This is a genomic window from Microbacterium telephonicum, from assembly GCF_003651225.1.
Taxonomy (GTDB): domain Bacteria; phylum Actinomycetota; class Actinomycetes; order Actinomycetales; family Microbacteriaceae; genus Microbacterium; species Microbacterium telephonicum.
In genome coordinates this window covers 46,437-72,172 of the sequence record NZ_RCDB01000002.1, presented here as the reverse complement: position 1 = coordinate 72,172, position 25,736 = coordinate 46,437, and the positions used below count along the sequence as shown (strand labels likewise).

Sequence of the window (25,736 nt, the reverse complement as noted above, 5' to 3'; positions counted from 1 at the left end):
GCGCGCCGCCCCGCCCCCACCGAAAGCCGTCCCGTGCTCGTCTGCCTCACCGCGCACCAGCGCACGACTCCGCTCGAATCGCTCGAGCGGCTCTCGATGCTCGGCGACGACGTCGCCCCGCAGCTGAAAGCCGCGCACGACGCGATCCGCGGGGCCGTCGTCGTCTCGACGTGCAACCGGTTCGAGGCGTACTTCGACCTCGTCGACGGCTCCCCCGTCCCCGCCATGGACGCGGCCATGCAGCAGGTCGCCGACCTCACCGGGCTCCCGTTCCGCACGGTGCGCGACACCGTCGACTTCGCGCAGGGCAACCGCGTGGCCCGACACCTGTTCGCCGTGGCCTCCGGGCTCGACTCCGTCGCCGTCGGCGAGGACGAGATCGCCGGCCAGGTGCGCCGCGCCCTCGAGACGGCCCGAAAGGACGGGCTCACCACCGCCCCCCTCGAGCACCTGTTCCAGCGCGCGACCGAGACCTCGCGCGCCGTGAAGAACGCGACACAGCTCGGCGAGTCCGGCCGCTCGCTCGTGCGCCTCGCCGTCGAGCTCGCCGGTTCGCGCGTCGAGGACTGGGCGACCGCGCGGGTGCTCATGGTCGGCTCGGGCCGCTACGCCGCGGCCTCCCTCGCCGCCCTCCGCGCGGTCGGGGCGGTCGACATCCGCGTGCACTCCCGCTCGGGGCGGCGCCGCTTCGCCGACCGCGAGCACCTCATCGCCGTCTCGGCGGAGGACTACGCCGTCGAGGCCGCGTACGCCGACGTCGTCGTGACGTGCACCTCGACGACGACCGAGTACGCGCTGACCGCCGACGCGCACGGCGAGGCGCGGGCGGGGCTGAACACCCCCCAGGTCGTCATCGACCTCGGCATGCCGCGCAACGTCGACCCCGGCGTGCGGGGCCTCCCCGGCATCGAACTTCTCGACCTCGAGACCATCCGCATCCACGCCCCCATCGACGAGTTCGCGACCCTCGGCCACGCCCACGAGATCGTCGGCGCCGCCGCGCAGCGTCACGCCGTCGCCCGCCGCGTGCACGAGGTCGCCCCCGCGGTCGTCGACCTCCGCGCCCACGTCGTCGCCCTGCTCGCCGAGGAGGTCGCCCACCACGACTCCCCCGAGGCCGAAGCCGCCCTGCGCCACTTCGCCGGGCGCCTCCTGCACGGCTTCATCGCGAAGGGCCACACGCTCGCGGCCGCCGGCGACGGGGCGGAATGGCTCGACGCCGTGCGCACGGTGCTGCCCGCATCCGTCACACCTGCCTCGGACGAGGACGCGCGATGACCCGCGTGACGCTCCGGGAGGTCGCCGAGCGCGCCGGAGTGTCCACCGCCGCCACGAGCCAGGCGCTCAACGACCGCGGCAACCTCCGCCCCGAGACGCGCGAGCGGATCAAGGCCGTCGCGGCCGAGCTCGGTTACACCCCGAACAAGCACGCCACCGCGCTGCGCAGCGGGCGCACGATGTCGGTCGGCTTCGTGATGTCCGACGCGTCGATGGGCGACGCCCGCCGCGCGCTGCAGCGCACGCGGCAGCTGACCACCCTCGTGCAGGCCTCGGCCGAGCACGGGTTCACCGTCACGGTGATGCCCGACACCCGGCCCGACCTGCTCGCCGCCGCACAGCTGGACGTGCTGTTCTTCCCCGACCCCGCCGACGACCGCGCCGTGCTGCGCGAGGCCGCCGCCCGCGGCATCCCGGTCGTCGCCAACGACCTCTACATCGCCGGCGCGGCCGGGCTGAGCGTGCGCACCGGGTACGACGCCGCGGTGCGCGCCGGTCTCGCCCACCTCGAGGCGACGGGCGCGCAGCGCATCGGCTTCCTCGTCGACGAGAGCGCCGTCCCCCGCGACCAGATCGGCGAGTCGGCGTACCTCGCGTGGACGACGGTGCGGGGGCGCACCCCGCTCGTCGCGCGGGTCGACGCCGGCCGGCGACGCCTGGCCCGCGAGGTGCGCGACCTGCTCGACCGCGGCGCCGACGCGATTTTCGCGTTCTGCGAAGAAGGCCCCGAGATCTACCTGCAGCTCGAGGTCACCGCACACGTCATCCCCCGCGACCTGCAGTTCGTCGCCCTGTGCACCAACGACTGCGCCCTCAACGCGCGCCTGGGGATCACGCACGTGTGCGTCCACCCGGAGCGGGCCGCCACGACGATGTTCGAGGCGCTCGGCGAGATCGTCTCCGGCGACGGTCCCCGGGTCATCGACCTGCCGTGGGAGCTCGTCGCCGGCTCCACCACCCGCTGACGCCGGGCGCGGGCGTCACGGGGGCCGGCGCCGGAGTCGGTGCCGCTCAGCGGCCACCGCCGGAGGAGTCGACGGTGATGAACCCCTCCTCGCCGACCGCTCGAAGCAGGGCGCGGTCTCCCGACACGAAGGCCACGTCCGAGCCGCGCAGCAGTGCGGCACTGGCGAGGTGGACGGCGTCGTATCCCCGCAGTCCTCGATCGACGGCGACGGTCGCGGCGCTGTCCACGACGCGCGCCGACACGTCCAGCAACGTCATCTGCCGAGCCAGGCGCGCGCCGTCCTGCTGCAGCTGCGCGTGATCGTGTCGAAGTATGCGATCACTCGCGCTGCTGACCGACCAGATCGCTCACCGTTCCTCGCGTCCGGCGCGGCCGCGGCACGTCGCGACGGGCGTGCGACGGGGGCATCGCCAGCCCCTCGTCGAGAAGCCGACTCAACGCGGACTCGCCGTCGGCCGACACCAGCTGCGCGACCACGACGCCGCGGTCGGTGACCACGACGCGTTCGCCGTTACGGGCAGCGTCGACATAGGCGCTCAGATGCGCCTTGAGCTCACGGATCCCGACTCGCTCCACGTTCCACCCCCGTGGTCACAAACCTACGTCGATGTGACCACAACTGCGAGAGGTACTCGCACTCAGTCCTCGAAGGCGCCGTAGACCTCGAGGGTGTTCGCGGCGACCTGCGCGGCGAGCTCGTCGACGTCGACACCGAGCTCGGCGGCCATGAAGCGCAGGGTCACCGGGATGAGGTACGGCGCGTTGGGCCGGCCGCGGTGCGGCGTCGGCGTGAGGAAGGGCGCATCGGTCTCGACGAGGATCCGCTCGCGCGGGGTCACCGCGAGCGCGTCGCGCAGGTTCTGCGCGTTCTTGAACGTCACGTTCCCCGCGAAGCTCAGCCAGTAGCCGCGCTCGGCCGCGACGTGCGCCATGGCCTCGTCGCCCGAGAAGCAGTGGAACACGGTGCGCTCCGGCGCGCCCACCCGCAGCAGCGTCTCCAGTACGGCGTCGTGGGCGTCGCGGTCGTGGATCTGCATCGCGACGCCGTGCTTCTTCGCGAGGGCGATGTGGGCCTCGAAGCTCTCGAACTGGGCCGGGAGGCCGTCCTCCTCGGTGCGGAAGAAGTCGAGCCCGGTCTCCCCGATCGCCCGCACGCGCGGCTGGGCGGCGAGCTCGTCGATGACGGCGATCGCCTCGTCGAGCCGACCGGCCGCGGCGTAGGCGGGGGCTTCGTTGGGGTGGATCGCGACGGCCGCGAGCACTCGCGGGTGCGCCGTGGCCGCCCACGCCGACCAGCGGCTGGACTCGATGTCACCGCCGGCCTGCACGACCCCGACGACGCCGACGGATGCCGCCCGCTCCAGCTGCTCGTCCAGCGACAGGCCGACGCCGTCCTCGATCTCGAGGTGCGCGTGGTTGTCGTAGACGGGCACCGCGAGCGGCTCGGGCGCGGCCGGATAGGTCACATCCCGCGTGCCCTTCTCGCGGGTGCGGACGTACTGGGACGGGTCGGTCGTCATGGCGTTTGGACTCCTCGCTGCGTTCGTCGCTCGACGACCGGGGGTTGCGACGCCTCTGCACCCGGTCGTTGAGCGAGCGCAGCGAGTCGAAACGCCATCACTGCTCGACGCGCGGGAACAGCGGGGACAGGCCGTTGACCGGCGTGCCCGGCTTGAGCACGCCCCACTCGCCCGCCTCCCGCAGCGGCTGGTCCTGCAGCCGGCCGAGCGTCTCGGCCGCGCCCAGCGCGATCCACAGCTTCTCGGTGGCGACCGGCATCACGGGCGACAGCAGCACGGCCAGGGCGCGCAGGCCCTCCGCGGCGGTGTAGAGCACGGTGCCGAGGCGCTCGCGCCGGGCGTCGTCCTTGGCGAGCGCCCACGGCTCGTTGAGCGTGATGTAGCCGTTGAGCTCGTCGACGATGCGCCAGATCGCGGCGATCGCGCCGTCGATGCGGAACCGCTCGATCTCGGCGTCGGCGTCGGCCGCCGCCGAGCGCACGACCTCCTTCACGGCGCGGTCGGCATCCGTCAGCTCGTGACCGGCCGGCGGGACGATCCCCTCGAAGTAGCGCTCGATCATCGCGATCGTGCGCGAAGCGAGGTTGCCGAAGCCGTTGGCGAGCTCGGCCTGGTAGCGGGCCGACAGGTCCTCCCACGAGAACGAGCCGTCCTGGCCGAACGCGATCGCCGACAGGAAGTAGAACCGGTACGCATCGGAGCCGAACACGTCGGTGATCTCGGTGGGCGCGATGCCGGTGAGCTTCGACTTCGACATCTTCTCGCCGCCGACGAGCAGCCAGCCGTGCGCGAAGACGCCGCGGGGCACATCGAGACCGGCCGCCATCAGCATGGCGGGCCAGATGACGGCGTGGAAGCGCAGGATGTCCTTGCCGACGACGTGGTAGGCGGGCCAGCGGCGCGCGAACTGGTCGGGGTCGGTGCCGTAGCCGACGGCAGTGGCGTAGTTGAGCAGCGCGTCGACCCACACGTAGATGACGTGCGCGTCGTCCCACGGCACGCGGATGCCCCAGTCGAAGGCCGACCGCGAGATCGAGAGGTCCTTCAGGCCCGACTTCACGAACGAGACCACCTCGTTGCGCGCCGAATCGGGGCGCACGAAGTCGGGCTCGGTCTTGTAGAGCTCGAGCAGGCGGTCCTGGAACTCGCTCAGCTTGAAGAAGTAGTTCTTCTCCTGCAGCAGCTCGAGCGGCTTGGAGTGGATCGCACAGACCTTGAGACCTTCGAACGGGCCGGTGCCGTCGACGATCTCGGCCTCGGGCTTGAACTCCTCGCAGCCGACGCAGTACAGCGCCTCGTACTCACCGGCGTAGATGTAGCCGCGGTCGTAGAGGGCCTGCACGAACTGCTGCACGCGCTCCTCGTGACGGGCCTGCGTCGTGCGGATGAAGTCGTCGTTGGCCACGCCGAGCGTCTCCAGCAGCGGGAACCACGACTGCGTGACGAGACGGTCGACCCACTCCTGCGGAGTCACCCCGTTCGCGGCGGCGGCCCGCAGCATCTTCTGACCGTGCTCGTCGGTGCCGGTGAGCATCCAGGTGTCGTCGCCGGACTGGCGGTGCCACCGCGCGAGCGTGTCCACGGCGACCGACGTGTACCCGTGCCCGATGTGGGGCAGATCGCTCGGGTAGTAGATCGGTGTCGTGATGTAGAAGGAACGGCCGTTGCTCACCCGACGATTCTAGGTGCGGGCGCGGTACCAGCCCGGCGTGTGACGGGATCAGGCCGTCTCGCGCACGACGAGGCTCGTGGGCAGCACGACGGGCTCAGGGGAGCGGCCGTTGATGACGTCGAGCAGCATGTCGACCATCTCGTGGCTGATCTGCGACCACGGCTGGCGCACCGTCGTGAGCGGCGGATCGTGGGTGGCTGCCAGTCCCGAATCGTCGAATCCGGCGACCGCCACGTCGCCGGGCACCGACTTGCCGGCCTTGCGCAGGGCCGCGATCGCGCCGACCGCGATGACATCGGATGCCGCGAAGACCGCGTCGATGTCGGCCGCCCGCTCGAGCAGGCGCGTCATGGCGGCCTCACCCTCGACGGCCTCGTACCGCACCTGCTCGACGAGGTCGGGGTCGAACAGGTCGCCCATCTCGTCGCGGAAGCCGACGAGGCGGAAGCGGCCGCCCGGAGTGTCGTCGGGGCCCGTGATCACGCCGATGCGCCGGTGGCCCTGATCGAGCAGGTACCGCGTCATCATGCGCGCCGACTCGGCCTCGTCGACCGAGACGTTGGGCACGCTCGATCCGCGGCCGAGCGGGATGCCGGTGCACACGGTCGGCACGCCGGCGGCGACGAGGGAGGCCAGCAGCGAGTCGGACTCGTGCGAGGACACCAGCAGCACGCCGTCGACGTGGCCGGCGCGCACGTAGCGCTCGATCTCATGCTGTTCCTTCGCGCCGTCGGCGATGAGCAGCACGAGCGTCATCGAGCGCGACGCGAGGGCCTCGGTGGCGCCGCGCAGCAGGAGCGCGAAGGTCGGGTCGGAGAAGAGGAGGTGCTGGGGCTCGGTGAGCAGGAATGCGAGCGAGTTCGACCGACCCGTCGCAAGGCTGCGGGCCGCGTGGTTGGCGGTGTATCCCGTCGAGCGGATGGCGTCCTCCACCGCGGTGCGGGCCTCAGGCGAGACCCAGTGCCCGCCGTTGATGACCCTCGAGACCGTGCCGTACGACACGCCGGCGACGGCCGCGACGTCGCGGATCGTCGGTTTGCGTGTGCTGTCGATGGAACCCACGCGCCGAGCCTACCGCCGCAGACGAGGCCGCCGCGAGGTCAGGCCACAGACCCTGTGAACGGTCACAGTTGCGTAACACCACTCCGCATCCGCGTGACAGGCCGCCGAGGCGCGGGTTACGCTGGATGGGCCACTGTGACCGGTTACAGCCGACCGGTCCCCACCGACGACGAAGACGAGCACGATGACCACGCACCACTGGCCCTCCCTCCCCGGAATCGCCTACGGCGGTGACTACACCCCGGAGCAGTGGACGCGCGAGACGTGGCGTGAGGATGTCGCCCTCATGCGCGAGGCCGGCGTGAACCTGGTGAGCATCGGCATCTTCGCGTGGGGCCTGGTCGAGGTGCGCGAGGGCGAGTTCGACTTCTCGTGGCTCGACGAGGTCGTCGAGTTGCTGCACGCGAACGGCATCGCCGTCGACATGGGCACCCCCACCGCCTCCCCGCCCGCATGGTTCTTCGCGAACCACCCCGACGCCCGCGCCGTCACCCGCGACGGCGTGCCGCTCGGCTTCGGCGCCCGCGGCATGGCCTCCCACTCCGCCCCCGCCTACCGCGAGGCGGCGGTGCGCATCGCCACCGAGCTCGCCCGGCGCTACGGCGACCACCCCGCCGTCGTGCTGTGGCACGTGCACAACGAGTACGGCGTGCCCGTCGGCGAGGACTACTCCCCCCACTCCGTGCGCGCCTGGCGCGGCTGGCTGCAGGAGAAGTACGGCACGCTCGACGCGCTCAACGCGGCCTGGGGCACGGCGTTCTGGGGCCAGCACTACGGCGAATGGGACCACATCGGCGCCCCCGCGACCGCGCCCAGTGTGATCAACCCGTCGCAGCGCCTCGACTTCGCGCGGTTCACCGACCACCAGCTGCGCGCGTGCTTCATCGCCGAGCGCGACGCGATCCGCGCCCACAGCGACCGGCCGATCACGACCAACTTCATGGCCAACCAGCACGGCGGATGCGACCTGTGGGCGTGGGCGGATGTCGTCGACGTCGTCTCCGACGACCACTACCTCTGGGCCGCCGACGAGGAGGGCGAGATCGGCCTGGCGATCGCCGCCGACCTCAGCCGCTCCGTCGGCCGCGGCGCTCCCTGGATCCTCATGGAGCACTCCACGTCCGCCGTCAACTGGCAGCCGCGCAACGTCGCCAAGCGCGCCGGCGAGATGGCCCGCAACTCGCTGTCGCACCTCGGGCGCGGCGCCGACGGCATCCTCTTCTTCCAGTGGCGCGCGTCGCGCTCGGGCGCGGAGAAGTTCCACTCCGCGATGCTCCCCCACGCCGGCACCGAGTCCCGCGTGTTCCGCGAAGTCGTCGACCTCGGTGCGAAGCTCGGCGCCCTCGAGGAGGTGCGCGGCTCCCGCGTGCACGCCGACGTCGCCATCCTGTGGGACTTCGAATCGTTCTGGGCGCAGGACCTCGAATGGCGCCCCTCCGAGGACGTCAGCCACGACGAGCGCATCCGCGCGTTCTACGAGAAGCTGTGGCGCGACGGCATCACGGTGGACTTCGCCCTCCCCGGCCACGACCTGTCCGGCTACAAGCTCGTGCTCGCCCCCGCGCAGTACGCGCTGAGCGCCGCCGACGCCGCGAACCTCGTCCGCTATGTCGAGAACGGCGGCACCCTTGTCGTCTCGTTCTTCTCCGGCGTGGTCGACGAGAACGACGCCGTGCACCCGGCCGGCTTCGCCGCTCCGCTGCAGCCGGCCCTGGGCCTGCGCGTCGAGGAGCACCTGCCGCTGCGCGCGGGCGACCGCCACGACATCTCCTTCGACGGCGTGCGCCTGAGCACCGACGTCTGGCAGGAGGACCTCGTGCTCGCCGGGGCGGACGTGCGCGGCACATACCTCGGCGGTCCCGCAGAGGGACGCGCGGCCGTCACCCGCCACGCGCACGGCGCCGGCGCGGGCTGGTACATCAGCACCCGCCCGGACGCCGCGGGCTTGGCCGCGATCCTCGACCAGGCGTATGCGGATGCCGGCATCCGACCCGCCGGTCACCCCACCGGGCTCGAGGTCATCACCCGTCGCGGCGACGCGGCGGACTACACGGTCGCGATCAACCACACGGACGAGACCGTTTCGTTGCAAATTTCGGGGACGAACCTGCTGACACAGGCCGTCGCCGAGGGCACGCTGGAGGTGGCGGCAGGCGACGTGGTCGTCGTCCGCTCGCCGCACGCAGCCCAGGGAGCCGATCAGCCCTGATCGGTTCCGCACCACGTGGCCAGGAATGGTCCTGACCACACCGCACTGAGATCCACCAAGGAAGGAAAATCCATGCGCAAGATGGGCATCGGCGTCGCCGCACTGGCGGCGACCACACTTCTGCTCGCGGGCTGCTCCGGCAGCTCCGCCCCGGCCGAGAGCGGCGACGCTCCCGACGCGAGCGGCGTCACCCTCACGGTCTGGACCGACGAGAACCGCAAGCCGGCCATCGAGGCCGCCGCGAAGGCGTTCGAGGACGAGACCGGCGGCAAGATCGAACTCGTCCAGAAGAACTTCGAGGACATCCGCAACGACTTCACCAACCAGGTGCCGACCGGTGAGGGCCCCGACATCACGATCGGCGCGCACGACTGGCTCGGCAGCCTCGTGCAGGCCGGTGTCGTCTCGACGATCGACCTCACCGACGTCGCCGACAGCTTCTCGCAGGTCTCGCGCGACGCGTTCACCTACGACGGCCAGCTCTACGCGCTGCCGTACTCGCAGGAGACGATCGCGCTCATCCAGAACAGCGACCTCGTCGGCGAGGACGCCCCCGCCACGTGGGACGACATGATCGCCAAGGGTCAGGCCGCCGGTGTCGAGCGCCCGATCGTCATCAACACGGCCGGCCAGACCGGTGACGCATACACGATGTACGGCTTCCAGACCTCGTTCGGCGCCCCGGTGTTCGTGCAGGACAGCTCGGGCGGCTACACCTCCGAGGTCGGCATGGGCGGCGACGCGGGCAACGCGTTCGCGCAGTGGCTCGGCGCCAACGGCGAGACCGGCACCGGCAACATCTCCACCACGATCGACTACGACACCAACAACGAGCTGTTCGCGTCCGGCAAGGCCGCCTACACCGTGCAGGGTCCGTGGGCGGTCGAGGCGCTGACCGCGCAGGGCGTCAACATCAAGGTCAACCCGATCCCGTCCGCTGGCGGCGAGACGGCGTCGCCGTTCGTCGGCGTGCAGGGCTTCTACGTCAGCTCGCAGAGCAAGAACGCGCTCGTCGCGCAGGAGTTCCTCACGAAGTACCTCGCCACCTACGACGCGCAGAAGGCTCTGTACGAGGCCGACCCGCGCATCCCGGCGTGGACCGAGCTCGCCGACGAGGTCTCCTCCGACCCGGTCATCGCCGGTTTCGTCGCCTCCTCGGAGAACGGCGTCCCGATGCCGAACATCCCCGAGATGGGCTCGGTCTGGGACCTGTGGAACGCCGCTCAGGTGCAGATCATCAAGGGCGCCGACCCCGTCGGCACCTGGGAGAAGATGGTCAGCGACCTGCAGGCCACAGTCGGTTGATCCCGTCCCGAGGGCGGGGGACGCGCTCCCCCGCCCTCGGGAACCCCTCTGAAGAACTCTGACGAAGGAGATCCCTATGTCGGTCCCGCAGGGCACCGTCTCGGACGTCGCGCCACCGCCGGCGCCGTCCCGTCGCGGCAGTGAGCCGCACGGCCGCCGCTGGAGCGGCCTGGGCTGGGGCTTCCTCGTGAAGCTCGCCATCATGGCGGTCATCAACGCCTTCGGCCTCATGGGCATCGTCGCCGCGGTGCAGGCCGAATCCTGGATCATCGCGTCGGTCGCGATCATCCTCCTCGTCGCCGCCGACATCGTCTACTTCACCAAGCGCGCGCTGCCGCTGAAGTACCTGCTTCCCGGCCTCGCGTTCCTCCTGATCTTCCAGGTGTTCGTCTTCGGCTACACCGCCTACATCGCCTTCACCAACTACGGCGCCGGCCACGTCGGCTCGCAGGAGCAGGCCGTTCAGGCTGCGCTCTCACAGGGCGAGCGCCGGGTCGAGGGCGCCGCCACCTACCCGCTCGCGATCGTCGAACGCGGCGGCGAGCTCGGATTCGCCATCAACGACGACGGCGACGTGAAGGCCGGCTCCCCCGACCAACCGCTGGAGACGGTCGCCGACGGCGCGGCATCCGGCGCCCCGGCGGACGTCCCCGGCTGGACGATCGTCTCCCGCAACCAGCTGCTGAGCGACCAGGCCCTGCAGGCCGAGGTGGTCGAGCTGCGCGTCCCCGTCTCCGACGACCCGAACGACGGCTCCATCCGCACCCGCGACGGCTCGACCGGCTCGGTGTACCTCTCGACCCTCGAATGGGACGAGGGCGCCCAGACCGTCACCGACACCGCGACCGGCACCGTCTACCACGCCACCGAGAGCGGCAACTTCGTCGCCGACGACGGCACGGCGCTGCCGACCGGGTGGGTCGTCAACGTCGGGTTCGACAACTTCCTGCGGCTGTTCACCGACCCCGCGATGTTCCAGGTACTCGCCTCGGTGACGCTGTGGACGTTCGTGTGGGCGATCCTGTCGGTGCTCATCCCGTTCGCGATGGGCCTGCTGTTCGCCCTCATCTTCAACGACGACCGCATCAAGGGGCGCAAGATCCTGCGGACGTTGTTCATCCTCCCGTACGCATTCCCGGCGTTCATGTCGGCGCTGCTGTTCCGCGGCATGTTCAATGCGGAGTTCGGCGTCATCAACGACCTGTTCTTCGGCGGGGCGAACATCGACTGGCTCGGAGACCCGTGGCTGGCCCGCATCGCGGTGCTGTTCGTGAACGTGTGGCTGACCTACCCGTACTACTTCCTCGTGTGCACCGGCGCCCTGCAGGCGCTGCCGGCCGACACGCTGGAGGCGGCATCCATCGACGGCGCCGGCAAGACCCGCCAGCTGCGCTCGATCGTCCTGCCGCTCGTGCTGGTGGCGACGGCCCCGCTGCTGATCTCGTCGTTCGCGTTCAGCTTCAACAACTTCACCGTCATCTACCTGTTCAACAACGGCGGCCCGGCCATCCCCGGCGCCCCGTACGCGCTCGGCTCCACCGACATCCTGATCTCCGCGATCTGGGACATCTCCGGTGTCGCCGGCGGCGCGGCCGACTACGGCCTGGCCAGCGCCCTGTCGATCCTCGTGTTCATCGTGGTCGGCGTCATCTCCGCCCTGGCGTTCCGCCAGACCAAGAAGCTCGAGGAGTACCAGTGATGTCCGCTCCCGCACAGACGGCGCCCGCGAAGGGCGGCGCCCCGAAGATCACGCTCGACGCCTCGCGCCGCGGCGCCGTCCGCAAGCGCTGGGCGCTGGAGGTGGGCTGGAAGTACCTGCTGGCCCTCGTCATCCTCTTCTACGCGGTGTTCCCGCTCGTCTACATCGTGTCGGCCTCGTTCAACCCGAACGGATCGCTCGCCGCATCCAACGCCCTGTTCTCGGCGTTCGACCTGTCGAACTACGCCCAGCTCGGCACGACGCGGTACTGGACCTGGTACGCCAACACCCTCATCGTCGGCATCTCGGCCGCGGTCGGCGCGGTGCTCATGGGCGCCGCAGCCGCGTACGCCTTCTCGCGGTTCCGCTTCCGCGGACGCCGCATGGGCCTGACGAGCCTGCTCATCATCCAGATGTTCCCGCAGGCGCTCGCCTTCGTCGCCATCTTCCTGATGCTGCTCGCCCTCGGCGAGGTGTTCCCGATGCTGGGGCTCAACTCCAAGGTCGCCCTGATCTGCATCTACCTCGGCGGCGCGCTGGGTGTGAACACGTTCCTCATGTACGGGTTCTTCAACACGATCCCGCAGGAGCTCGACGAGTCGGCGAAGATCGACGGCGCCACGCATGCGCAGATCTTCTGGCGCATCATCATGCCGCTGGTGACCCCGATCCTCGCGGTCGTGGGACTGCTCGCCTTCATCGCGTCGTTCGGCGACTACATCATCTCGAAGATCGTGCTCGTCTCCGAGGACAACTGGACCCTCGCCGTCGGCATGTACCAGTGGGTGTCCAACCAGCTCTCCAGCAACTGGGGCCTGTTCGCCGCCGGCGCGATCCTCGCCTCGATCCCGGTGCTCGTGCTGTTCCTCACATTGCAGCGGTACATCATCGGCGGGCTGACGGCCGGCTCCGTGAAGGGCTGACGCGTTTCGACTCCTCGCTGCGCTCGTCGCTCAACGACCGGGAGGCGCACCCCCCGACGCTGCGCGGGGGCACCGCCCCCGGTCGTTGAGCGAGGCCGCAGGCCGAGTCGAAACGCCCCGATGACACGCCCCCGGTCGTTGAGCGAGGCCGCAGGCCGAGTCGAAACGCCCCGCGCCGGTCAGCGACGCGTCGCGAGCACCGCCTGATACAGGTCGCGGGCGGAGAGGCCGGTCTGCTGCGCGACCTCGGCGGCGGCCTCCTTCAGACGGATGCCGGAGGCCACGAGCGCCTGCACCTGGGCGAGCGCGTCGTCGGCAGAGACCGCCCGCGCCGGAGCCCCGGCGACGACGACGACGATCTCGCCGCGCACGCCGCCCGCCGCCCACGCGACGAGCTCGTCGAGCGGGCCGCGCCGCACCTCCTCGTGCAGCTTCGTGAGCTCGCGGCACACGGCCGCGTGCCGGTCGCCGCCGAACGCCTGCGCCATCGCGGCCAGGCCGCTCTCCAGCCGAGACGGGGCCTCGAAGAACACCATCGTGCGCGGCTCGGCCGACAGCGCCCGCAGCATCGATGCGCGCTCCCCCGGCTTGCGCGGCAGGAACCCCTCGAATGTGAAGCGGTCTGTGGGCAGGCCCGCGACGGCGAGCGCGGTGACCACGGCGCTCGGGCCGGGAAGGGCGGTGACGACCACACCGGCGGCGACGGCGGCCGCGACCAGGCCGTAGCCGGGGTCGCTGACGGTCGGCATCCCGGCGTCGCTGAGCACGAGCAGGTCGTCGTCGCGGGCGAGCTCGACGAGCTCGGCGGCGCGCTGCTTCTCATTGTGGTCGTGCAGCGCGATCAAGCGCGGCCGATTCGCGACCCCGAGGGCCTGCAGCAGCCGCTGCGTGGTGCGCGTGTCTTCGGCGGCGATCACGGTCGCCTCCTCGAGCGCCCGCACGAGTCGCGCCGACGCGTCGCCGAGGTTTCCGATCGGTGTCGCCGCGAGGATGATCACCGGCCCAGCTTAGGCGCGGGGCGGCCCGCGCCGCCGCGGACCCTAAGCTTGTCGGCGTGACGACGACCGCCGAGCCGCTGCTGCCAACCGTACGGCCGTCGCGGTTCGACCGCTGGTGGACACGTGTCACCGCCGACCCGGCGCGACTGCGCCTGTGGAGCTGGCTGGCGCCGACGCTCATCACTCTCCTCGCCGCCGCGCTGCGGCTGTGGAACCTCGGGCACCCGCACAGCCTCGTGTTCGACGAGACGTACTACGTCAAGGACGCGTGGAGCCAGTGGCTGCTCGGCTACGCCGCGACCTGGCCCGAGAGCGCCGACGCGCAGTTCGCCGCCGGTGACACCGACATCTTCACCACCGACGGCAGCTTCGTCGTGCACCCTCCGCTGGGCAAGTACCTCATCGGCCTCGGCATGGCCCTCTTCGGCGCCGACTCGTCGTTCGGCTGGCGCATCGCGGCGGCCTTGTTCGGTACGGCCACCGTGCTGCTGCTGTACTTCGTGGCGCGCAGCCTCACCGGCTCGATCGTGTTCGCCTCGGTCGCGTCGGGCCTCATGGCCGTCGACGGCCTCGCGATCGTGATGAGCCGCGTCTCGCTGCTCGACATCTTCCTCACCTTCTTCACCCTGCTCGCGTGCTGGTTCGTCGTGCTCGACCGGCGCCGTCACCTCGACCGACTCGCCGCGCTGGTCGCGCTGCGGCGGGGGGCGGATGCCGATCCCGACACGCGTGTGCCGTGGGGGCCGGTGCTCTGGAACCGCCCCTGGCTTCTCGCGGCCGGCGCCGCGGCCGGCGCCGCGACGGCCGTGAAGTGGTCGGGGGTGTGGGTGCTCGCGGCGCTCGGGCTCTACGTCGTCGTCACCGACGCCCTGGCCCGTCGGCGTGCCGGTGTCTGGTACTGGCCGATGGATGCCGTCCGCCAGGGTCTCGTGGCGTTCGTGCTGCTCGTGCCGATCGCCGCGGTCGTCTACCTCGGCTCCTGGATCGGCTGGCTCACCACCGACGGCGGCTACGGCCGTCACGCGCTCGACGGTCGGGCCGGCTCGGGCTCGTTCTCGTGGCTGCCGCTCGCGTTGCAGAACCTCGTGAAGTATCACGAGACGATCTACGGCTCGATGGCGGGCATGAAGACGCCGCACAGCTACGCCAGCCCCGCCTGGCAGTGGCCGTTCCTCGTGCGCCCCACCTCGATGTACGCGAACGTCACGACCGACGGTCAGGCGGGCTGCACCGGCGGCGCGAACGGCTGCCTCGAGGTGCTGTACAGCATGCCGAACCCGCTGCTGTGGTACGCCTCCGTCATCGCGGCGGTCTACCTGATCTACCGCTTCATCGTCGCCCGCGACTGGCGTCCCGCGCTCGTGCTCGTCGGTATCGCGGCCACCTGGCTGCCGTGGCTGCTGTACCCGGAGCGGACGATCTTCCAGTTCTACACGATCGTCATCTGGCCGTTCCTGCTGCTGGCGCTCACCTTCGCGCTGCGTGATCTCGCCCGCGGCGGCACCGGTGCACCCGATCCCGTCCGGCGCCTGGCCGGTCAGCGCGTCGTGCTCGTGTTCCTCGCCGTGACCCTGCTGCTGTCTGCGTTCTGGTATCCGCTGTGGTCGGGCATGCAGGTGCCCTACGACTTCTACCGCCTCCATAACTGGATGCAGGGCTGGGTCTGAGGCGGATGGGCAGTGCGCCCCATCGCCGATCGCGGTGTGCGTCCTCTAGCGTGGTGGCAGAAGAGGAGGCGGCATGGCGGATCTGAAGATCGACGTGACCGAGGTGCTCTCCAGCGCGTCGCGCGCGGAGCGCATCGCGGGCGACCTCGCCGGCGCGGAGCGGATCGCGGACGAGACCGCGACCTACACGGGTCACGACGGGCTCGCCGGAAAGGTGCGCGACTTCGGGGAGAAGTGGGACATCGCCCGCGGCGAACTCGAGGAGAACCTCACCTTCATCGCCGAGTACCTGCGCGCGGTGATCGACACCTTCGACGACCTCGACACGGACCTCGCCGCATCGCTGCAGGATTCCGCCGTCGGAGACGGCACGTTGACGCGCGAGATCGACGACGCCATCGCCGAGGCGCAGACGACGCCGGCAGCCGCCCCCTCCCCGAGTCCGACCCCGTCCCCGTCCCCCGGCCCGGCTCCGACCCCACCGGCGGGTGACGGCTGATGGCTCTGCCCGGAAACCCCGACGCGCTCGCCGACCGCGCCGCGACCTACGTCTCATCCGCGAGCCGCATCGACCGCGCCGCGGACGATCTGCGCGCCCTCGCCTACGCGAGCACCGCGAAGAGCCTGGATGCCATCCGCGAGCGCAGCGGGCAGGTCGCGCGCGACCTGGACGATGCGCACGGTCGCTACCGAGGCACCGCCGACGCGCTCGTCGAGTACGCCGCGGCCCTGCGTGCGGCACACCGCCGCGCCGACGCCGCCGACGCCGCGGAAGCCACGGCGGAGCGCTACGGCGCACAGGCGGAAACGCAGGTCACGACGCTCACCCGGCATCTGCGCAGCCTCGAGGATGCGGACGCTCCCGCCGGCACGATCGAGGCCGCCGAGCGCCGTCTGGACGACGCGCGCCGCTCCGCCGATCGGTACGACTCCGCCAGGACGACCGCACGGGAGGAGCACGAGTCCGCCCGCCGCGACATGGAGGCCGCGGCGCAGCGGGCCATGAGCCTGATCGACAGCGCGCTCGACGCCACCAACGAGGGCTGGCTCGATCGCGTCGGACACTTCTTCGCCGAGATCGGCGGCTTCCTCGACGATCTGGGCCGCTGGATCGGCGATTTCCTCGAAGACCTGTGGGACGAGCTGCAACGTCTCGTGGCGACGGTGCTGGCCATCCTCGGCACGGTCCTGATCCTGGTGCTCGTGTACGCGCTGCTGTCGCTGATCCCGGTCATCGGGCCGATGATCGCGGCACTCGTCGTCGGGATCCTCGCGGGGTTCCTGCTCGGCAGCATCCTGTCGGACGTCACGAAGAAGGACCCGGCGGTGGACGAGTACGACCGCACGAGCGACGAGGAGCTCACCGACCGCGGCGAGCCGAGCGATCTCGCGCACGTCCTCAAGGATGCGGGCTACGTCGACTCGCTCGGCCACCTCACGAACGACAGCGCCGACGAAACCGTCATCAAGGTCACGAAAGTCGTCGACGCCGACGGCGTCGTGCGTTGGCGCGTGGCGCTCCCGAGCACGCAGGAGTGGCTGTCCCGCTTCAACGGTGACCAGGGCGCCGTGAACGACCTCGACAGCAATCTCGCGCTGATGCTCACGCCCTCGCTGCGGTCGCAGTACGAACGCGCCGTGCTCGCCGCCATGCAGCAGGCAGGCGTGGGCGCCGATGACCCCGTGATGCTCGTCGGGTTCAGCCAAGGCGGGATCATGGCCGGTCACCTCGCGGCCTACAACTCGGACTACACCTGGGATGCCGTCGTGGTCGCCGGCGCGCCGATCGACAGCATGCCGATCCCGTCCACCACGAAAGTGGTCTCCGTGCAGCACGACTGGGATCCGGTTCCGCGACTGGACAGCACCATCGCCGTGGGCACCGGCGGGTATGCGCAGCAGACGCCGAACTGGACGACGATCCAGCAGGCGTCGCCGCTCGCGGCGGCCGGGGTGTCGGGGATCCATAATGCGGCCGCCTACAACCAGACGCTCCAGGACGGCATCTCCCAGGTACCGACCTCTACCCAGGACGCCCTCTCCGGATACTTCATCGGCGACGAGTCGGCCTACGGTTATGACTCGACTTACTATTCGTGGAAGGAGGACTGATGCCGCACCCGCCTCGACGCGCCCCGCGCGCCGTGCTCCTCGGCCTCATCCTCGTGTGCGCACCCCTCGTGGCGTGCGCACCCGCCGGCCCCGTCGAGCCGACACCCGTCACCACAGAAGGGCAGCAGACCGTGACGTTCCCCGAGATGCGGGCCGCGGTCATGGCCGCCGAACCGCGCGTGCAGGACACCGGCATCGTCGAGAACCAGTCCGGTGCGGCGCGCGTTCTCACGGTCGCCGTCGTCGTCTCGGGCGACGACCCGGTCACCACCGAGTCGCTCACGGCGATGCTGACGGCCGTGCGCGACACGCTCCCCGACGATGTGGACCAGGTGACCTTCCTCGCCCGCGACGACACCGAGGCGAGCCACATCCTCGACATCTCGGTGGCCGTGGACGGGCTGCCGGACGCTCTCACGCCGCTGTACGATGGCGCCCTCACCCTCATGCGCGGCGACCTCGACGCGCTGTGACCGATCCGCGCACGCAGCCGCCCGCCGACGCCGAGCTCGTCTTCCGCCTCATCGGCACGTGGTGGCGAGTCGATCTGGAATCGGATGACGCCGCACGCGCGTCGGCGACCGCAGTCGCGCGGGGCACTCTCGGGGCCGCCGACCAGCACGCGACGGCGCGGCGACGCATGCGCGACGATCTGGTCGAGGCCGCCCGCGCCGCGCGCGCGGCGCAGGGCCGCCTGCTGCTGTTGCAGACCGAGCTCGGCCCCGGCGATCCCATGTCGGCGACGCTCACCCTCTACGACGACGATCGGGTCCGGATGAGCCCCGCGATCGGCACGGCGCCGGATCGCGTGCTCGCGGTGCTCGAGGCGAGCCTGCCGACGATCGCCCCCGAGCTCGCGCCGACCGCCGTCCGCCGCCCGTTCGGCGGCGGGGAGGTCGTGCGCGTGCACCGCGTCGAGGTGCAGGTCGAGAGCGAGGCCGGTCAGGAGTTCACCCGTCGACGGCTCGTCGTGCAGTACTGGTACCCGCGGCCCGATTCGAAGCGCCTCGTGCTGGCGGTGCTGTCGACGCCGTTGGGCGACATCCCGAACGCCCTGCTGTCGTACTTCGACGCGATCGTCGAGGTGTCCCGCTTCGCCGTCGACGGCGCAGCCTCCTGATCGAGGCGCAGACCTGCCGGTTCCGGGCCCCCGCGCGCTCTAGGCTGAGGGGGTGTTCAGCGGCCGTGGATATCCCGAGACGGACGGCTGACCGTGGCCGGTCGTCTGCCTTCCGCGCCACCGGTCCTGGCCGGGTTCACGTATGTCCGTCCGCTGGGCACCGGCGGCTTCGCCGACGTGTTCCTGTTCGAGCAGAACCTCCCCCGCCGCCCCGTCGCCGTCAAGGTGCTGCTGCGCGACATCGTCGATGAGGGCCTGCTGCGCATGTTCAACGCCGAGGCCGACATCATGGCCCGGCTGAGCTCGCACCCCAGCATCCTCACGATCTACGAGGCGGGCATCTCGGCCGACGGCCGGCCCTACCTCGTGATGGAGTTCTGCCCCACCTCGCTCACCACCCGCTACCGGCGAGAGGTGATCCCGGTCGCCGAGGTGTTGCAGATCGGGATCAAGGTCTCCTCGGCCCTGGAGACCGCCCACCGTTCGGGTCTGCTGCACCGAGACATCAAGCCGTCCAACATCCTCGTGACGACCTTCGGCGCGCCCGTGCTGAGCGACTTCGGCATCGCGGCCGCGGTGGGCGGACGCGAGGGAGCCGACGAGGTGTTCGCGATGTCGGTGCCGTGGTCGGCGCCCGAGATCATCGACGAGAAGATCTCGGGCTCGATCGCCGCCGAGGTGTGGGGGCTCGGTGCGACGGTGTATTCGCTCCTGGCCGGCCACAGCCCGTTCGAGCGTCCCGGCAGCGGCCAGAACACCCGGGAGGCGTTGAAGACCCGCATCCGCCGCGCCACCTACACCCCCACCGGGCGCGGCGACGTGCCGGCCGACCTCGAGGCCGTGCTCGCGCGGGCGATGCACAAGGACCCCGGCGCCCGCCACGCGACCGCTGTCGAGTTCGCCCAGGACCTGCAATCCGCCCAACTCGCCCTCGGTCTGCCCGCGACCCCCCTCGAGGTCGCCCACGACGAGTGGGCCGCCGCCGGCGGCGCCATCGACTTCGCCGACGACCGTCCCCGGGGTCCGTCCCGCCCGACCGTCGAGTACGTCTCCCCGCGCCCGCGCCGCGCCCCCGCGGCCCCGACCCGCCGCGCCCCCGACGACGGGACGGTGCTGGCCGGCTCCGAGCCCGCGCGCCGCTCCCGCCTGCCGCTCGTGCTCTCCCTGTCGGGCGCCGCGATCCTGCTCCTCGGCGGCGCCGCGGCGCTCGTCGCGATGCTGTGGGGAGGCGGCTGATGGCCGGGAGCGCGCAGCCGCGCCCGCGGCCGCGGATCGGCACGCTCGTCGGGGCTGGCGCGGTCGCCATCGTCGCGGCCCTCGTCGTGACGCTCGCGGTCGTCTGGCCCGGTTTCGAGGCTCGACAGACGCCGTTGGACGACGGGACGGTCTGGGCCGTGCAGACGGGCGCGGCCGACGGGTATGCGCGCGTCAACCTCGAGCTCGGCGAACTCGACACCGTCAGGACCGCCGAGAACGCGAGCGCGCTGGCGCAGACCTCCGACCGCGTGTTCGTCTTCAGCGACGGCGACACGCAGTTCGCCGATGTCGACCTGGCCGCCCCGATCGACCTCACGGCGACGACGGAGGACGCGTACACCCGCACCCCCGCCGGCACCGACACCGTCAGCGCGGCGGGCGACTTCCTCGCCTTCCGCACCGACCTCGGCGCCGTCTCCGTCGCCACCCTCTCCGGCGGCGGAGAGGCCCTCGCCGTCGACCCGTACTCCGACGTCGAGGTCGAGCCCGGCGCCGAGCGTCCCCGCTTCTCCGCCGACGCTATCGCCGCGACCCCGTCGGGTATCGTGTACGCCTACTCCGCCGCCGAGGGACGCATCATCCGCGCCGACATCCGCACCGGCCGCGTCCTCGGCGACGATCCGGTGCCGGGAGCGCCCGCCTCCGTGCAGTTGAGCGCAGCCGGCGACCGCTGGCTGCTGTTGGACGAGACCACCGGCGACATCCGGGTGCAGGGGCGCGACGAGCCCATCGGCACCGACGCCCAGGTCGGCGCACGGCTGCAGCGCGCCGGCGACGCCGCCGGCACCGCGTACATTGCGGATGCCGCGGGGCTCATCCTCGTCGACACGGATGCCGGGACGACGCGGCGTGTGGTCGACGAGAGCACCGGCACGCCCGCGGCTCCCGTCACCTTCGACGGTGTCGTCTACGCCGCCTGGCTGCGCGACGGCTCCGGCGACGGCCTGCTCTGGTCCAGCGGCGACGAGGTGCTCCGCGACCTCGACTACGGATCCGGTGCGCTCGGCGAGCAGATCGTGCCCGAGTTCATCGCGAACGCCACGCGCATCGCCCTGAACGAGCAGTCGTCGGGGTGGGTGTGGCGCGTGCCCGACGGCGAGCTGATCCCCTCTTCGCAGCAGTGGGATCTGCAGGCCGAGGCGACGAATTCCCCGGAGCAGGACACCGTCTCGGAGCGGGTCATCGACCCCAAGCCCCCCGTCGCCGTCGACGACGCGTTCGGCGTCCGTGCCGGTTCGTCGGCGATCCTGCCGGTGCTGCTGAACGACCACGACCCGAACGAGGACGTCCTCAGCATCGACCCCTCCTCCGTCACGGGGCTGGATCCCGCCTTCGGCACGGTCGGGTTCGCAGGCGCCGAGCAGCAGCTCGCGGTGGCTGTCGCCGATGGAGCGAGCGGCTCGGCGAGCTTCAGCTACCGCGTGACCGACGGCACGAGCGCCGACGGCCTGTACTCCGGTACCGCGACTGTCACCCTGACGGTGCGCGACGAGGGCGAGAACAGCCCGCCGGTGTGGTGCGGCGTCGACGGGTGCCTCGCGACCGCCCCACAGCCGAGCGTCGTGCCGGGCGGGACCGTCACCGTCGACGCCCTCCGCGGCTGGGTCGACCCCGACGGCGACCCGCTCTACCTCGTCGATGCGGTCGGTGCGGGTCAGGGCACCGTCGCCGCGCAGCCCGACGGCACCGTCTCCTATCAGCACGACGACCCGAACGCCGAGGCCGAGTTCGAGGCGCCCATCACCGTGACCGTCGCGGATGCCCGCGGCGCGACCGCCCAGTCGACGTTCACCGTCACGGTCACCGGCTCACCGCAGCTCACCGCCGGTAGCTTCGCCGTCGTGGGTGTCGCCGGCTCCCCCGTCGAGATCGACGTGACCTCGCACGTCACCGGCGCCGCCGGCCCGCCGCAGCTGACGAAGACGGCGGTGCTCGACGAGGCCGGCGCCGCGGTGACCGCCAACGCGACGGGTCTGACGATGGAGTTCAGCGCTCCTGCGGCGGGCTCCTACCTCGTGCAGTACACCGTGCGCGATTCGCGGGGCGAGGTCGCCGGGATCGTGCGTGTGACGCTGCGCGACCCCGCCGCCGCCGTCATCTCGACGCCGCCGCTCACGGCTTTCGTCCGCCCCAGTGAGGACACCGCGGTCGACGTGTTCGGCCCGGTCGTCAATCCGTCCGGCCTCGTGCTGCTCGTCAGCGACCTGCGTCCCGAAGGCGATCCGCTCGCCTCGCTGTCGGTCGACCTCGTCGGCCAGAGCATCATCCGGGTCAGCGGCTCGACCGATTCGGGTCAGCCGGGACGCCTCGGCGTCGTGCGCTACACGCTCTCCGACGGCTCCGGCAGCGCCGCGGCCACCGCCGAGGGCGAGCTCACCGTCATCCTGCTGCCGCCGCCGACCGCGTCGCGCCCGATCGCCGTCGACGACGCCGTCACGGTGCGTGCCGGGGCGCAGATCGACATCCCCGCCCTCCGCAACGACTCCGCACCGGCCGGTGCGCTCATCTCCCTCGACCCGTCGCAGATCGTCAACGAGTCGGGTGCCGGCCTCGCCTTCGCCTCCGGGCGCACGGTGCGCTATCTCGCCCCCGACACCCCCGGCACCTATGCCATCGGTTATCGCATCTTCCGGCTCGGCTTCCCCGAGGCCGTCGACGACGCCCGCATCATCGTGACGGTCGTCGGCGACGAGTCGAACCGTCCGCCGCTGCCCGGCATCCTCGAGGGACGTGTCCTCAGCGGCGAGTCGGTGCGCATCCCCTTCGACGCGTTCGCCGCCGACCCCGACGGCGACGCCGTCACCCTCGACCGCATCGCGACGCAGCCGGCGGCGGGCACCGCCGCGATCTCGGCGGAGGGCGACGCGATCGTCTACACGAGCCGGGAGGGCTTCAGCGGGCAGGACGCGTTCAGCTACCAGGTGCGCGATGCCGAGGGGGCGACGGGGACCGCGCAGGTGCGCGTCGGGGTGCTCGCGGCGGAATCCGACCCGAGCCCCGTGACCTTCAGCGACTACCTGCAGCTGCAGGCCGGCAGCGCGAGCCAGGCCGTGCTGCGCCCCGCCGACAACGACATCGACCCCGCCGGCGGTGCGCTCTCGCTCGTCGAGGTCGCCCCCAATGCGGTACCCGGCACCGACGAGTACGCGCAGCTGGCCGGGATGATCGGCGACATCGACGGCGACGCCGTGACGCTGCGGGCCGGTGAGGTGACCGGCACATTCTCGTTCTCGTACACGGTCGTCAACGAGGCGCGCGACACGTCGATCGGCATGATCGTCGTCAAGGTGGTGCGCGACCCGGTCGCCGATTACCCCACGGTCGCCGACACGACCCTCACGATCGAGACCCGCGACGCGTTCGCCGACGGGATCGACGTGCTCCAGGGCAAGGTCTCGTGGAACACCGGCGACGTCTCCGGTCTCAGCCTGTCGCTGTGGGGCACGCACCCGGGCATCCGCGTGTCGGGCTGGGAGATCTCCGGCGAGGTGCCCGAGGAGTCGCTGCTGATCCCGTTCGAGGTGACCGGTACCTCCTTCGACGGTCGCCCCGTCACCTCGTACGGGTTCCTGCGCGTACCGGGCGATCGCGACATCCGCCTGGGCCTGCGCGCGGATGCCGGGCGCATCGACGTGCTCGAGAACCAGTCCGCCGACCTCGACATGGCCGCCGCCGTCGCCGTCCCCGACGGCGCGAGCCTCGTCGTCGACGGCGACGGCGTGCGCGCCGGAGGTGCTCGCCCTGCCGCGCAGTGCGCGGTCGCGTCGGGCACCACGATCCGGTACACGGCCGGTTCCGGCTCCCCGTGGACCGACACGTGCGTCGTGCCGGTGCGGCTGGACATCCAGGACGACTGGACGTTCCTGACCGTGCGGGTCGACATCGAGGCCGAACAGCCCGAGCCGATCCTCCGCAGCGCGTCGATCACGGTGAGTCCCGGTTCGACCGGCACCTACGACCTGCAGGACATGGTCGGCTGGGCGGGCAAGGAGGACTACCCGAGCCTGCAGTACGACCTGTCGTACCGCGGCGACCAGTTCACCGTCGTGCGCGACGGCCGACAGGTCACGATCACGGCGGCCGACACCGCACGCCCCGGTCGGGAGGAGGCGGCGGCGGTCACGCTGCCCAGTCATCCCAACGCCCGCCCGGCCGCCCTGAACCTCGTCGTGGGACCGGCCCCCTCGCTGCTGCCGAAGGGCGGCTCGACCGCGCAGACGTGTTCGCAGGCGTCGGGCAACACGTCGTGCACGATCACGGTGATCGGTGCGGGCGGCGAGGTCAATCCGCTCCCGGGCACGCCGTTGGCCCTCGTCTCGGTGACCGACCCGGTCGCCTGCCCCGGAGTGACTTTCCGCACCGCCGGCACCGGCGTGATCCGCGCGTCGTGGGGAGCCGACACCCCCGGCGCCGCCGACTGCACCGCGTCGTTCACCGTCGCCGACGCGCAGGGCCGCCAGTCCAGCGGCGACCGCGACGGCCGCGTGACCCTCGACCTGCAGGGCCTGCCTTCCGCGCCGACACGCGTGGACTGGACCGGCTACACCGGCACCGGCGTCACCCTGCGCGTCATCGGCGGCTCGCCGTCGTACCCGTCGGTCGACGGGTACCGGATCACCCTCGACGGCGCCGTGGTCGCCACCTGCGACGCCGGCGGGGTCTGCCCGCCGATCAGCGCGCCCGCCGGCCAGCAGCTGACCTACCAGGCGCGCGCGTTCAACGCCGTGGGCGAGTCGCGCGGGGTGGTGCAGGTGACCGCGTGGTCGTACGCGTCGCCGGCGGCGCCGACCAGCGCGGGCTTCGAGCCGACCCCCAACGCGCCCGCCGGGGGTCTGGCCACGATCACCGTCGGCGGACTGGACGCCTCGACCGGGTTCGTCCGCCTCGCCGGTGGCGCCGGCGGCGAGGTCACCCAGCCGGTACGCGGTGACACCGTGGTCTTCCGCGATTACAACGTCGGCGCGAACACCCCGACGACCCTCACCGCGACCCCGCTCACCCGCTTCGACCTGCCGACCGTCCCGGGCGGCTCGCAGTCCGGATCCGCCCTGTCGTTCCGCGCCAACGGCATCGGGGCGCCCGCGCTCACTCTCGACGTCACGGCGTCGGGGTCGGGCGGCAGCGGCTCGGTGACCGCGACGGCGACGGTGACGGCGAACGGCGTCGGCGACCGCATCCTCGTCGGCTTCACCGACGGCGCCGTCTGCCGCCCGACCGAGAACGTCGCCGCCGCGGGCGGCACCGCGACGCGCACGTTCTCCGCGCCGCTGTGGCAGCAGAAGTCGGTCTCGGCGTGCGCCGTGACCGAGTACCGCGGCAGCACGGCGTTCGGCACCACCCAGCAGAGCGGCAGCGCCACGCCGACCGGCACGATCGCACCGCCGCGCGGCGACGCGACCTACACGATCGACGAGCGTCCCACCCGCAGCCCCGACCGCCCCATGTACACGTGGGAGCGCATCAGCGGGCCGTCGCTGCGTGCCGACGCGCCGTTCACCGTGCGCTACCGGGCCGGGAGCGCGGACACGACCGACTTCGCCTCGCTGTTCTCCCTCGGTGCGAACCCGGGGACGATCACGGCCGTTGCCTGCGAGGCGACGTTCGGATGCAGCGAGCCGGTCGTCGTCGCACCCACCGGAGCCGCCTACACGGCGCGGGTGAGCTTCCCGGCCGAATGCCGTAGCGAGGACGCCGAGCCGCCGCAGCCGGTGTTCGCGGCCAACAGCGCGGACCGGAGCCTGACGACCTCCTCGACGACCGACGCCGACGGCGTCGTCACGTGGACCTACGAGCTGCGCTGGCAGGGCGCGCTCACCGGACTCGACGGTCTCGTCGGCCGCGACGCCTACGTGCTCGAGTGCGCCGCGCCGCCCGCGCCGCCCGACCCGCCCGATCCACCCGCTCCCCCGGCGCCGCCGGTTCCTGAACCGCCCGCGCCGTGACCGGC

General features: G+C 71.6%; 19 protein-coding genes. 13 read left to right on the top strand and 6 right to left on the bottom strand.

From position 1 onward, the window contains the following. Positions 1 to 33: 33 nt before the first annotated feature. A complete protein-coding gene (locus tag C7474_RS05335) occupies positions 34 to 1,278 on the top strand; it encodes a glutamyl-tRNA reductase (protein WP_121057968.1) in 1,245 nt (414 codons plus the stop codon). After that, positions 1,275 to 2,243: a LacI family DNA-binding transcriptional regulator gene (locus C7474_RS05330; protein ID WP_121057967.1), complete on the top strand. Its 969-nt coding sequence runs from the start codon at positions 1,275 to 1,277 to the stop codon at positions 2,241 to 2,243. The genes C7474_RS05335 and C7474_RS05330 overlap by 4 nt, the downstream gene beginning before the upstream one ends. 46 nt (positions 2,244 to 2,289) lie before the next feature. Here the strand turns inward: C7474_RS05330 and C7474_RS05325 are convergent, their stop codons facing one another. The 5 genes from C7474_RS05325 to C7474_RS05305 form a co-directional block, all read right to left on the bottom strand. Continuing rightward, complete coding sequence (locus C7474_RS05325; RefSeq protein WP_121057966.1) at positions 2,290 to 2,502, bottom strand: PIN domain-containing protein; 213 nt, start codon at positions 2,500 to 2,502, stop codon at positions 2,290 to 2,292. 61 nt (positions 2,503 to 2,563) lie between these two features. Beyond that, complete coding sequence (locus C7474_RS05320) at positions 2,564 to 2,821, bottom strand: type II toxin-antitoxin system prevent-host-death family antitoxin (RefSeq protein WP_121057965.1); 258 nt, start codon at positions 2,819 to 2,821, stop codon at positions 2,564 to 2,566. A gap of 62 nt (positions 2,822 to 2,883) precedes the next feature. Further along, entirely contained in the window at positions 2,884 to 3,765 is an 882-nt protein-coding gene (locus C7474_RS05315; RefSeq protein ID WP_121057964.1) for a TatD family hydrolase, read from the bottom strand. Positions 3,766 to 3,862: 97 nt separating this feature from the next. Next, positions 3,863 to 5,437 (bottom strand): methionine--tRNA ligase, encoded by a 1,575-nt coding sequence (gene metG, locus C7474_RS05310; RefSeq protein ID WP_121057963.1) that lies wholly within the window; start codon positions 5,435 to 5,437, stop codon positions 3,863 to 3,865. A 48-nt stretch (positions 5,438 to 5,485) separates the two neighbouring features. Next, positions 5,486 to 6,499, bottom strand: a complete 1,014-nt coding sequence (locus C7474_RS05305) for a LacI family DNA-binding transcriptional regulator (RefSeq protein ID WP_241965125.1) — start codon at positions 6,497 to 6,499, stop codon at positions 5,486 to 5,488. 184 nt (positions 6,500 to 6,683) lie between these two features. On the opposite strand from C7474_RS05305, the gene C7474_RS05300 reads away from it, so the two are divergent. From C7474_RS05300 to C7474_RS05285, 4 genes are all read left to right on the top strand, one after another. Continuing rightward, positions 6,684 to 8,708, top strand: coding sequence for a beta-galactosidase (locus tag C7474_RS05300; RefSeq protein ID WP_121057962.1), 2,025 nt, complete (start codon positions 6,684 to 6,686; stop codon positions 8,706 to 8,708). Positions 8,709 to 8,780: 72 nt separating this feature from the next. Continuing rightward, positions 8,781 to 10,013 (top strand): sugar ABC transporter substrate-binding protein, encoded by a 1,233-nt coding sequence (locus C7474_RS05295; RefSeq protein ID WP_121057961.1) that lies wholly within the window; start codon positions 8,781 to 8,783, stop codon positions 10,011 to 10,013. 76 nt (positions 10,014 to 10,089) lie between these two features. Further along, positions 10,090 to 11,712 (top strand): ABC transporter permease subunit, encoded by a 1,623-nt coding sequence (locus tag C7474_RS05290; RefSeq protein ID WP_121057960.1) that lies wholly within the window; start codon positions 10,090 to 10,092, stop codon positions 11,710 to 11,712. Beyond that, the gene (locus tag C7474_RS05285; protein WP_121057959.1) at positions 11,712 to 12,635 is read left to right on the top strand and encodes a sugar ABC transporter permease; all 924 of its coding nucleotides are present in this window, start codon (positions 11,712 to 11,714) and stop codon (positions 12,633 to 12,635) included. Before C7474_RS05290 ends, C7474_RS05285 begins: the two co-directional genes overlap by 1 nt. A 179-nt stretch (positions 12,636 to 12,814) precedes the next feature. Here C7474_RS05285 and rsmI read toward each other — a convergent pair whose 3' ends face one another. Continuing rightward, a complete protein-coding gene (gene rsmI, locus C7474_RS05280; protein WP_121057958.1) occupies positions 12,815 to 13,633 on the bottom strand; it encodes a 16S rRNA (cytidine(1402)-2'-O)-methyltransferase in 819 nt (272 codons plus the stop codon). A gap of 56 nt (positions 13,634 to 13,689) precedes the next feature. Between rsmI and C7474_RS05275 the strand changes: the two genes are divergently transcribed. The 7 genes from C7474_RS05275 (at position 13,690) to C7474_RS15000 (ending at position 25,731) form a co-directional block, all read left to right on the top strand. After that, positions 13,690 to 15,300, top strand: a complete 1,611-nt coding sequence (locus C7474_RS05275; RefSeq protein ID WP_121057957.1) for a dolichyl-phosphate-mannose--protein mannosyltransferase — start codon at positions 13,690 to 13,692, stop codon at positions 15,298 to 15,300. 73 nt (positions 15,301 to 15,373) lie between these two features. Then, positions 15,374 to 15,799, top strand: coding sequence for a hypothetical protein (locus C7474_RS05270; protein ID WP_121057956.1), 426 nt, complete (start codon positions 15,374 to 15,376; stop codon positions 15,797 to 15,799). After that, complete coding sequence (locus tag C7474_RS05265) at positions 15,799 to 17,412, top strand: EI24 domain-containing protein (protein WP_121057955.1); 1,614 nt, start codon at positions 15,799 to 15,801, stop codon at positions 17,410 to 17,412. The genes C7474_RS05270 and C7474_RS05265 overlap by 1 nt, the downstream gene beginning before the upstream one ends. Next, positions 17,412 to 17,885: a hypothetical protein gene (locus C7474_RS05260; RefSeq protein ID WP_121057954.1), complete on the top strand. Its 474-nt coding sequence runs from the start codon at positions 17,412 to 17,414 to the stop codon at positions 17,883 to 17,885. Before C7474_RS05265 ends, C7474_RS05260 begins: the two co-directional genes overlap by 1 nt. Continuing rightward, on the top strand, positions 17,882 to 18,532 hold the full coding sequence (locus C7474_RS05255; protein WP_121057953.1) for a hypothetical protein: 651 nt from the start codon (positions 17,882 to 17,884) through the stop codon (positions 18,530 to 18,532). Before C7474_RS05260 ends, C7474_RS05255 begins: the two co-directional genes overlap by 4 nt. A 93-nt stretch (positions 18,533 to 18,625) precedes the next feature. Then, complete coding sequence (locus C7474_RS05250; protein WP_241965124.1) at positions 18,626 to 19,768, top strand: serine/threonine-protein kinase; 1,143 nt, start codon at positions 18,626 to 18,628, stop codon at positions 19,766 to 19,768. Beyond that, on the top strand, positions 19,768 to 25,731 hold the full coding sequence (locus C7474_RS15000; RefSeq protein WP_158597304.1) for an Ig-like domain-containing protein: 5,964 nt from the start codon (positions 19,768 to 19,770) through the stop codon (positions 25,729 to 25,731). The genes C7474_RS05250 and C7474_RS15000 overlap by 1 nt, the downstream gene beginning before the upstream one ends. Positions 25,732 to 25,736 lie beyond the last annotated feature (5 nt).

Bases quoted from the DNA above. Each gene is read 5' to 3' on its own strand.
- C7474_RS05270 (WP_121057956.1), top strand. From the start codon at position 15,374: ATGGCGGATCTGAAGATCGACGTGACCGAGGTGCTCTCCAGCGCGTCG.
- C7474_RS05265 (WP_121057955.1), top strand. From the start codon at position 15,799: ATGGCTCTGCCCGGAAACCCCGACGCGCTCGCCGACCGCGCCGCGACC.
- C7474_RS05325 (WP_121057966.1), bottom strand. From the start codon at position 2,502: ATGACGTTGCTGGACGTGTCGGCGCGCGTCGTGGACAGCGCCGCGACC.
- C7474_RS05295 (WP_121057961.1), top strand. From the start codon at position 8,781: ATGCGCAAGATGGGCATCGGCGTCGCCGCACTGGCGGCGACCACACTT.
- C7474_RS15000 (WP_158597304.1), top strand. From the start codon at position 19,768: ATGGCCGGGAGCGCGCAGCCGCGCCCGCGGCCGCGGATCGGCACGCTC.
- C7474_RS05330 (WP_121057967.1), top strand. From the start codon at position 1,275: ATGACCCGCGTGACGCTCCGGGAGGTCGCCGAGCGCGCCGGAGTGTCC.
- C7474_RS05260 (WP_121057954.1), top strand. From the start codon at position 17,412: ATGCCGCACCCGCCTCGACGCGCCCCGCGCGCCGTGCTCCTCGGCCTC.
- C7474_RS05290 (WP_121057960.1), top strand. From the start codon at position 10,090: ATGTCGGTCCCGCAGGGCACCGTCTCGGACGTCGCGCCACCGCCGGCG.
- C7474_RS05300 (WP_121057962.1), top strand. From the start codon at position 6,684: ATGACCACGCACCACTGGCCCTCCCTCCCCGGAATCGCCTACGGCGGT.
- C7474_RS05285 (WP_121057959.1), top strand. From the start codon at position 11,712: ATGTCCGCTCCCGCACAGACGGCGCCCGCGAAGGGCGGCGCCCCGAAG.
- C7474_RS05315 (WP_121057964.1), bottom strand. From the start codon at position 3,765: ATGACGACCGACCCGTCCCAGTACGTCCGCACCCGCGAGAAGGGCACG.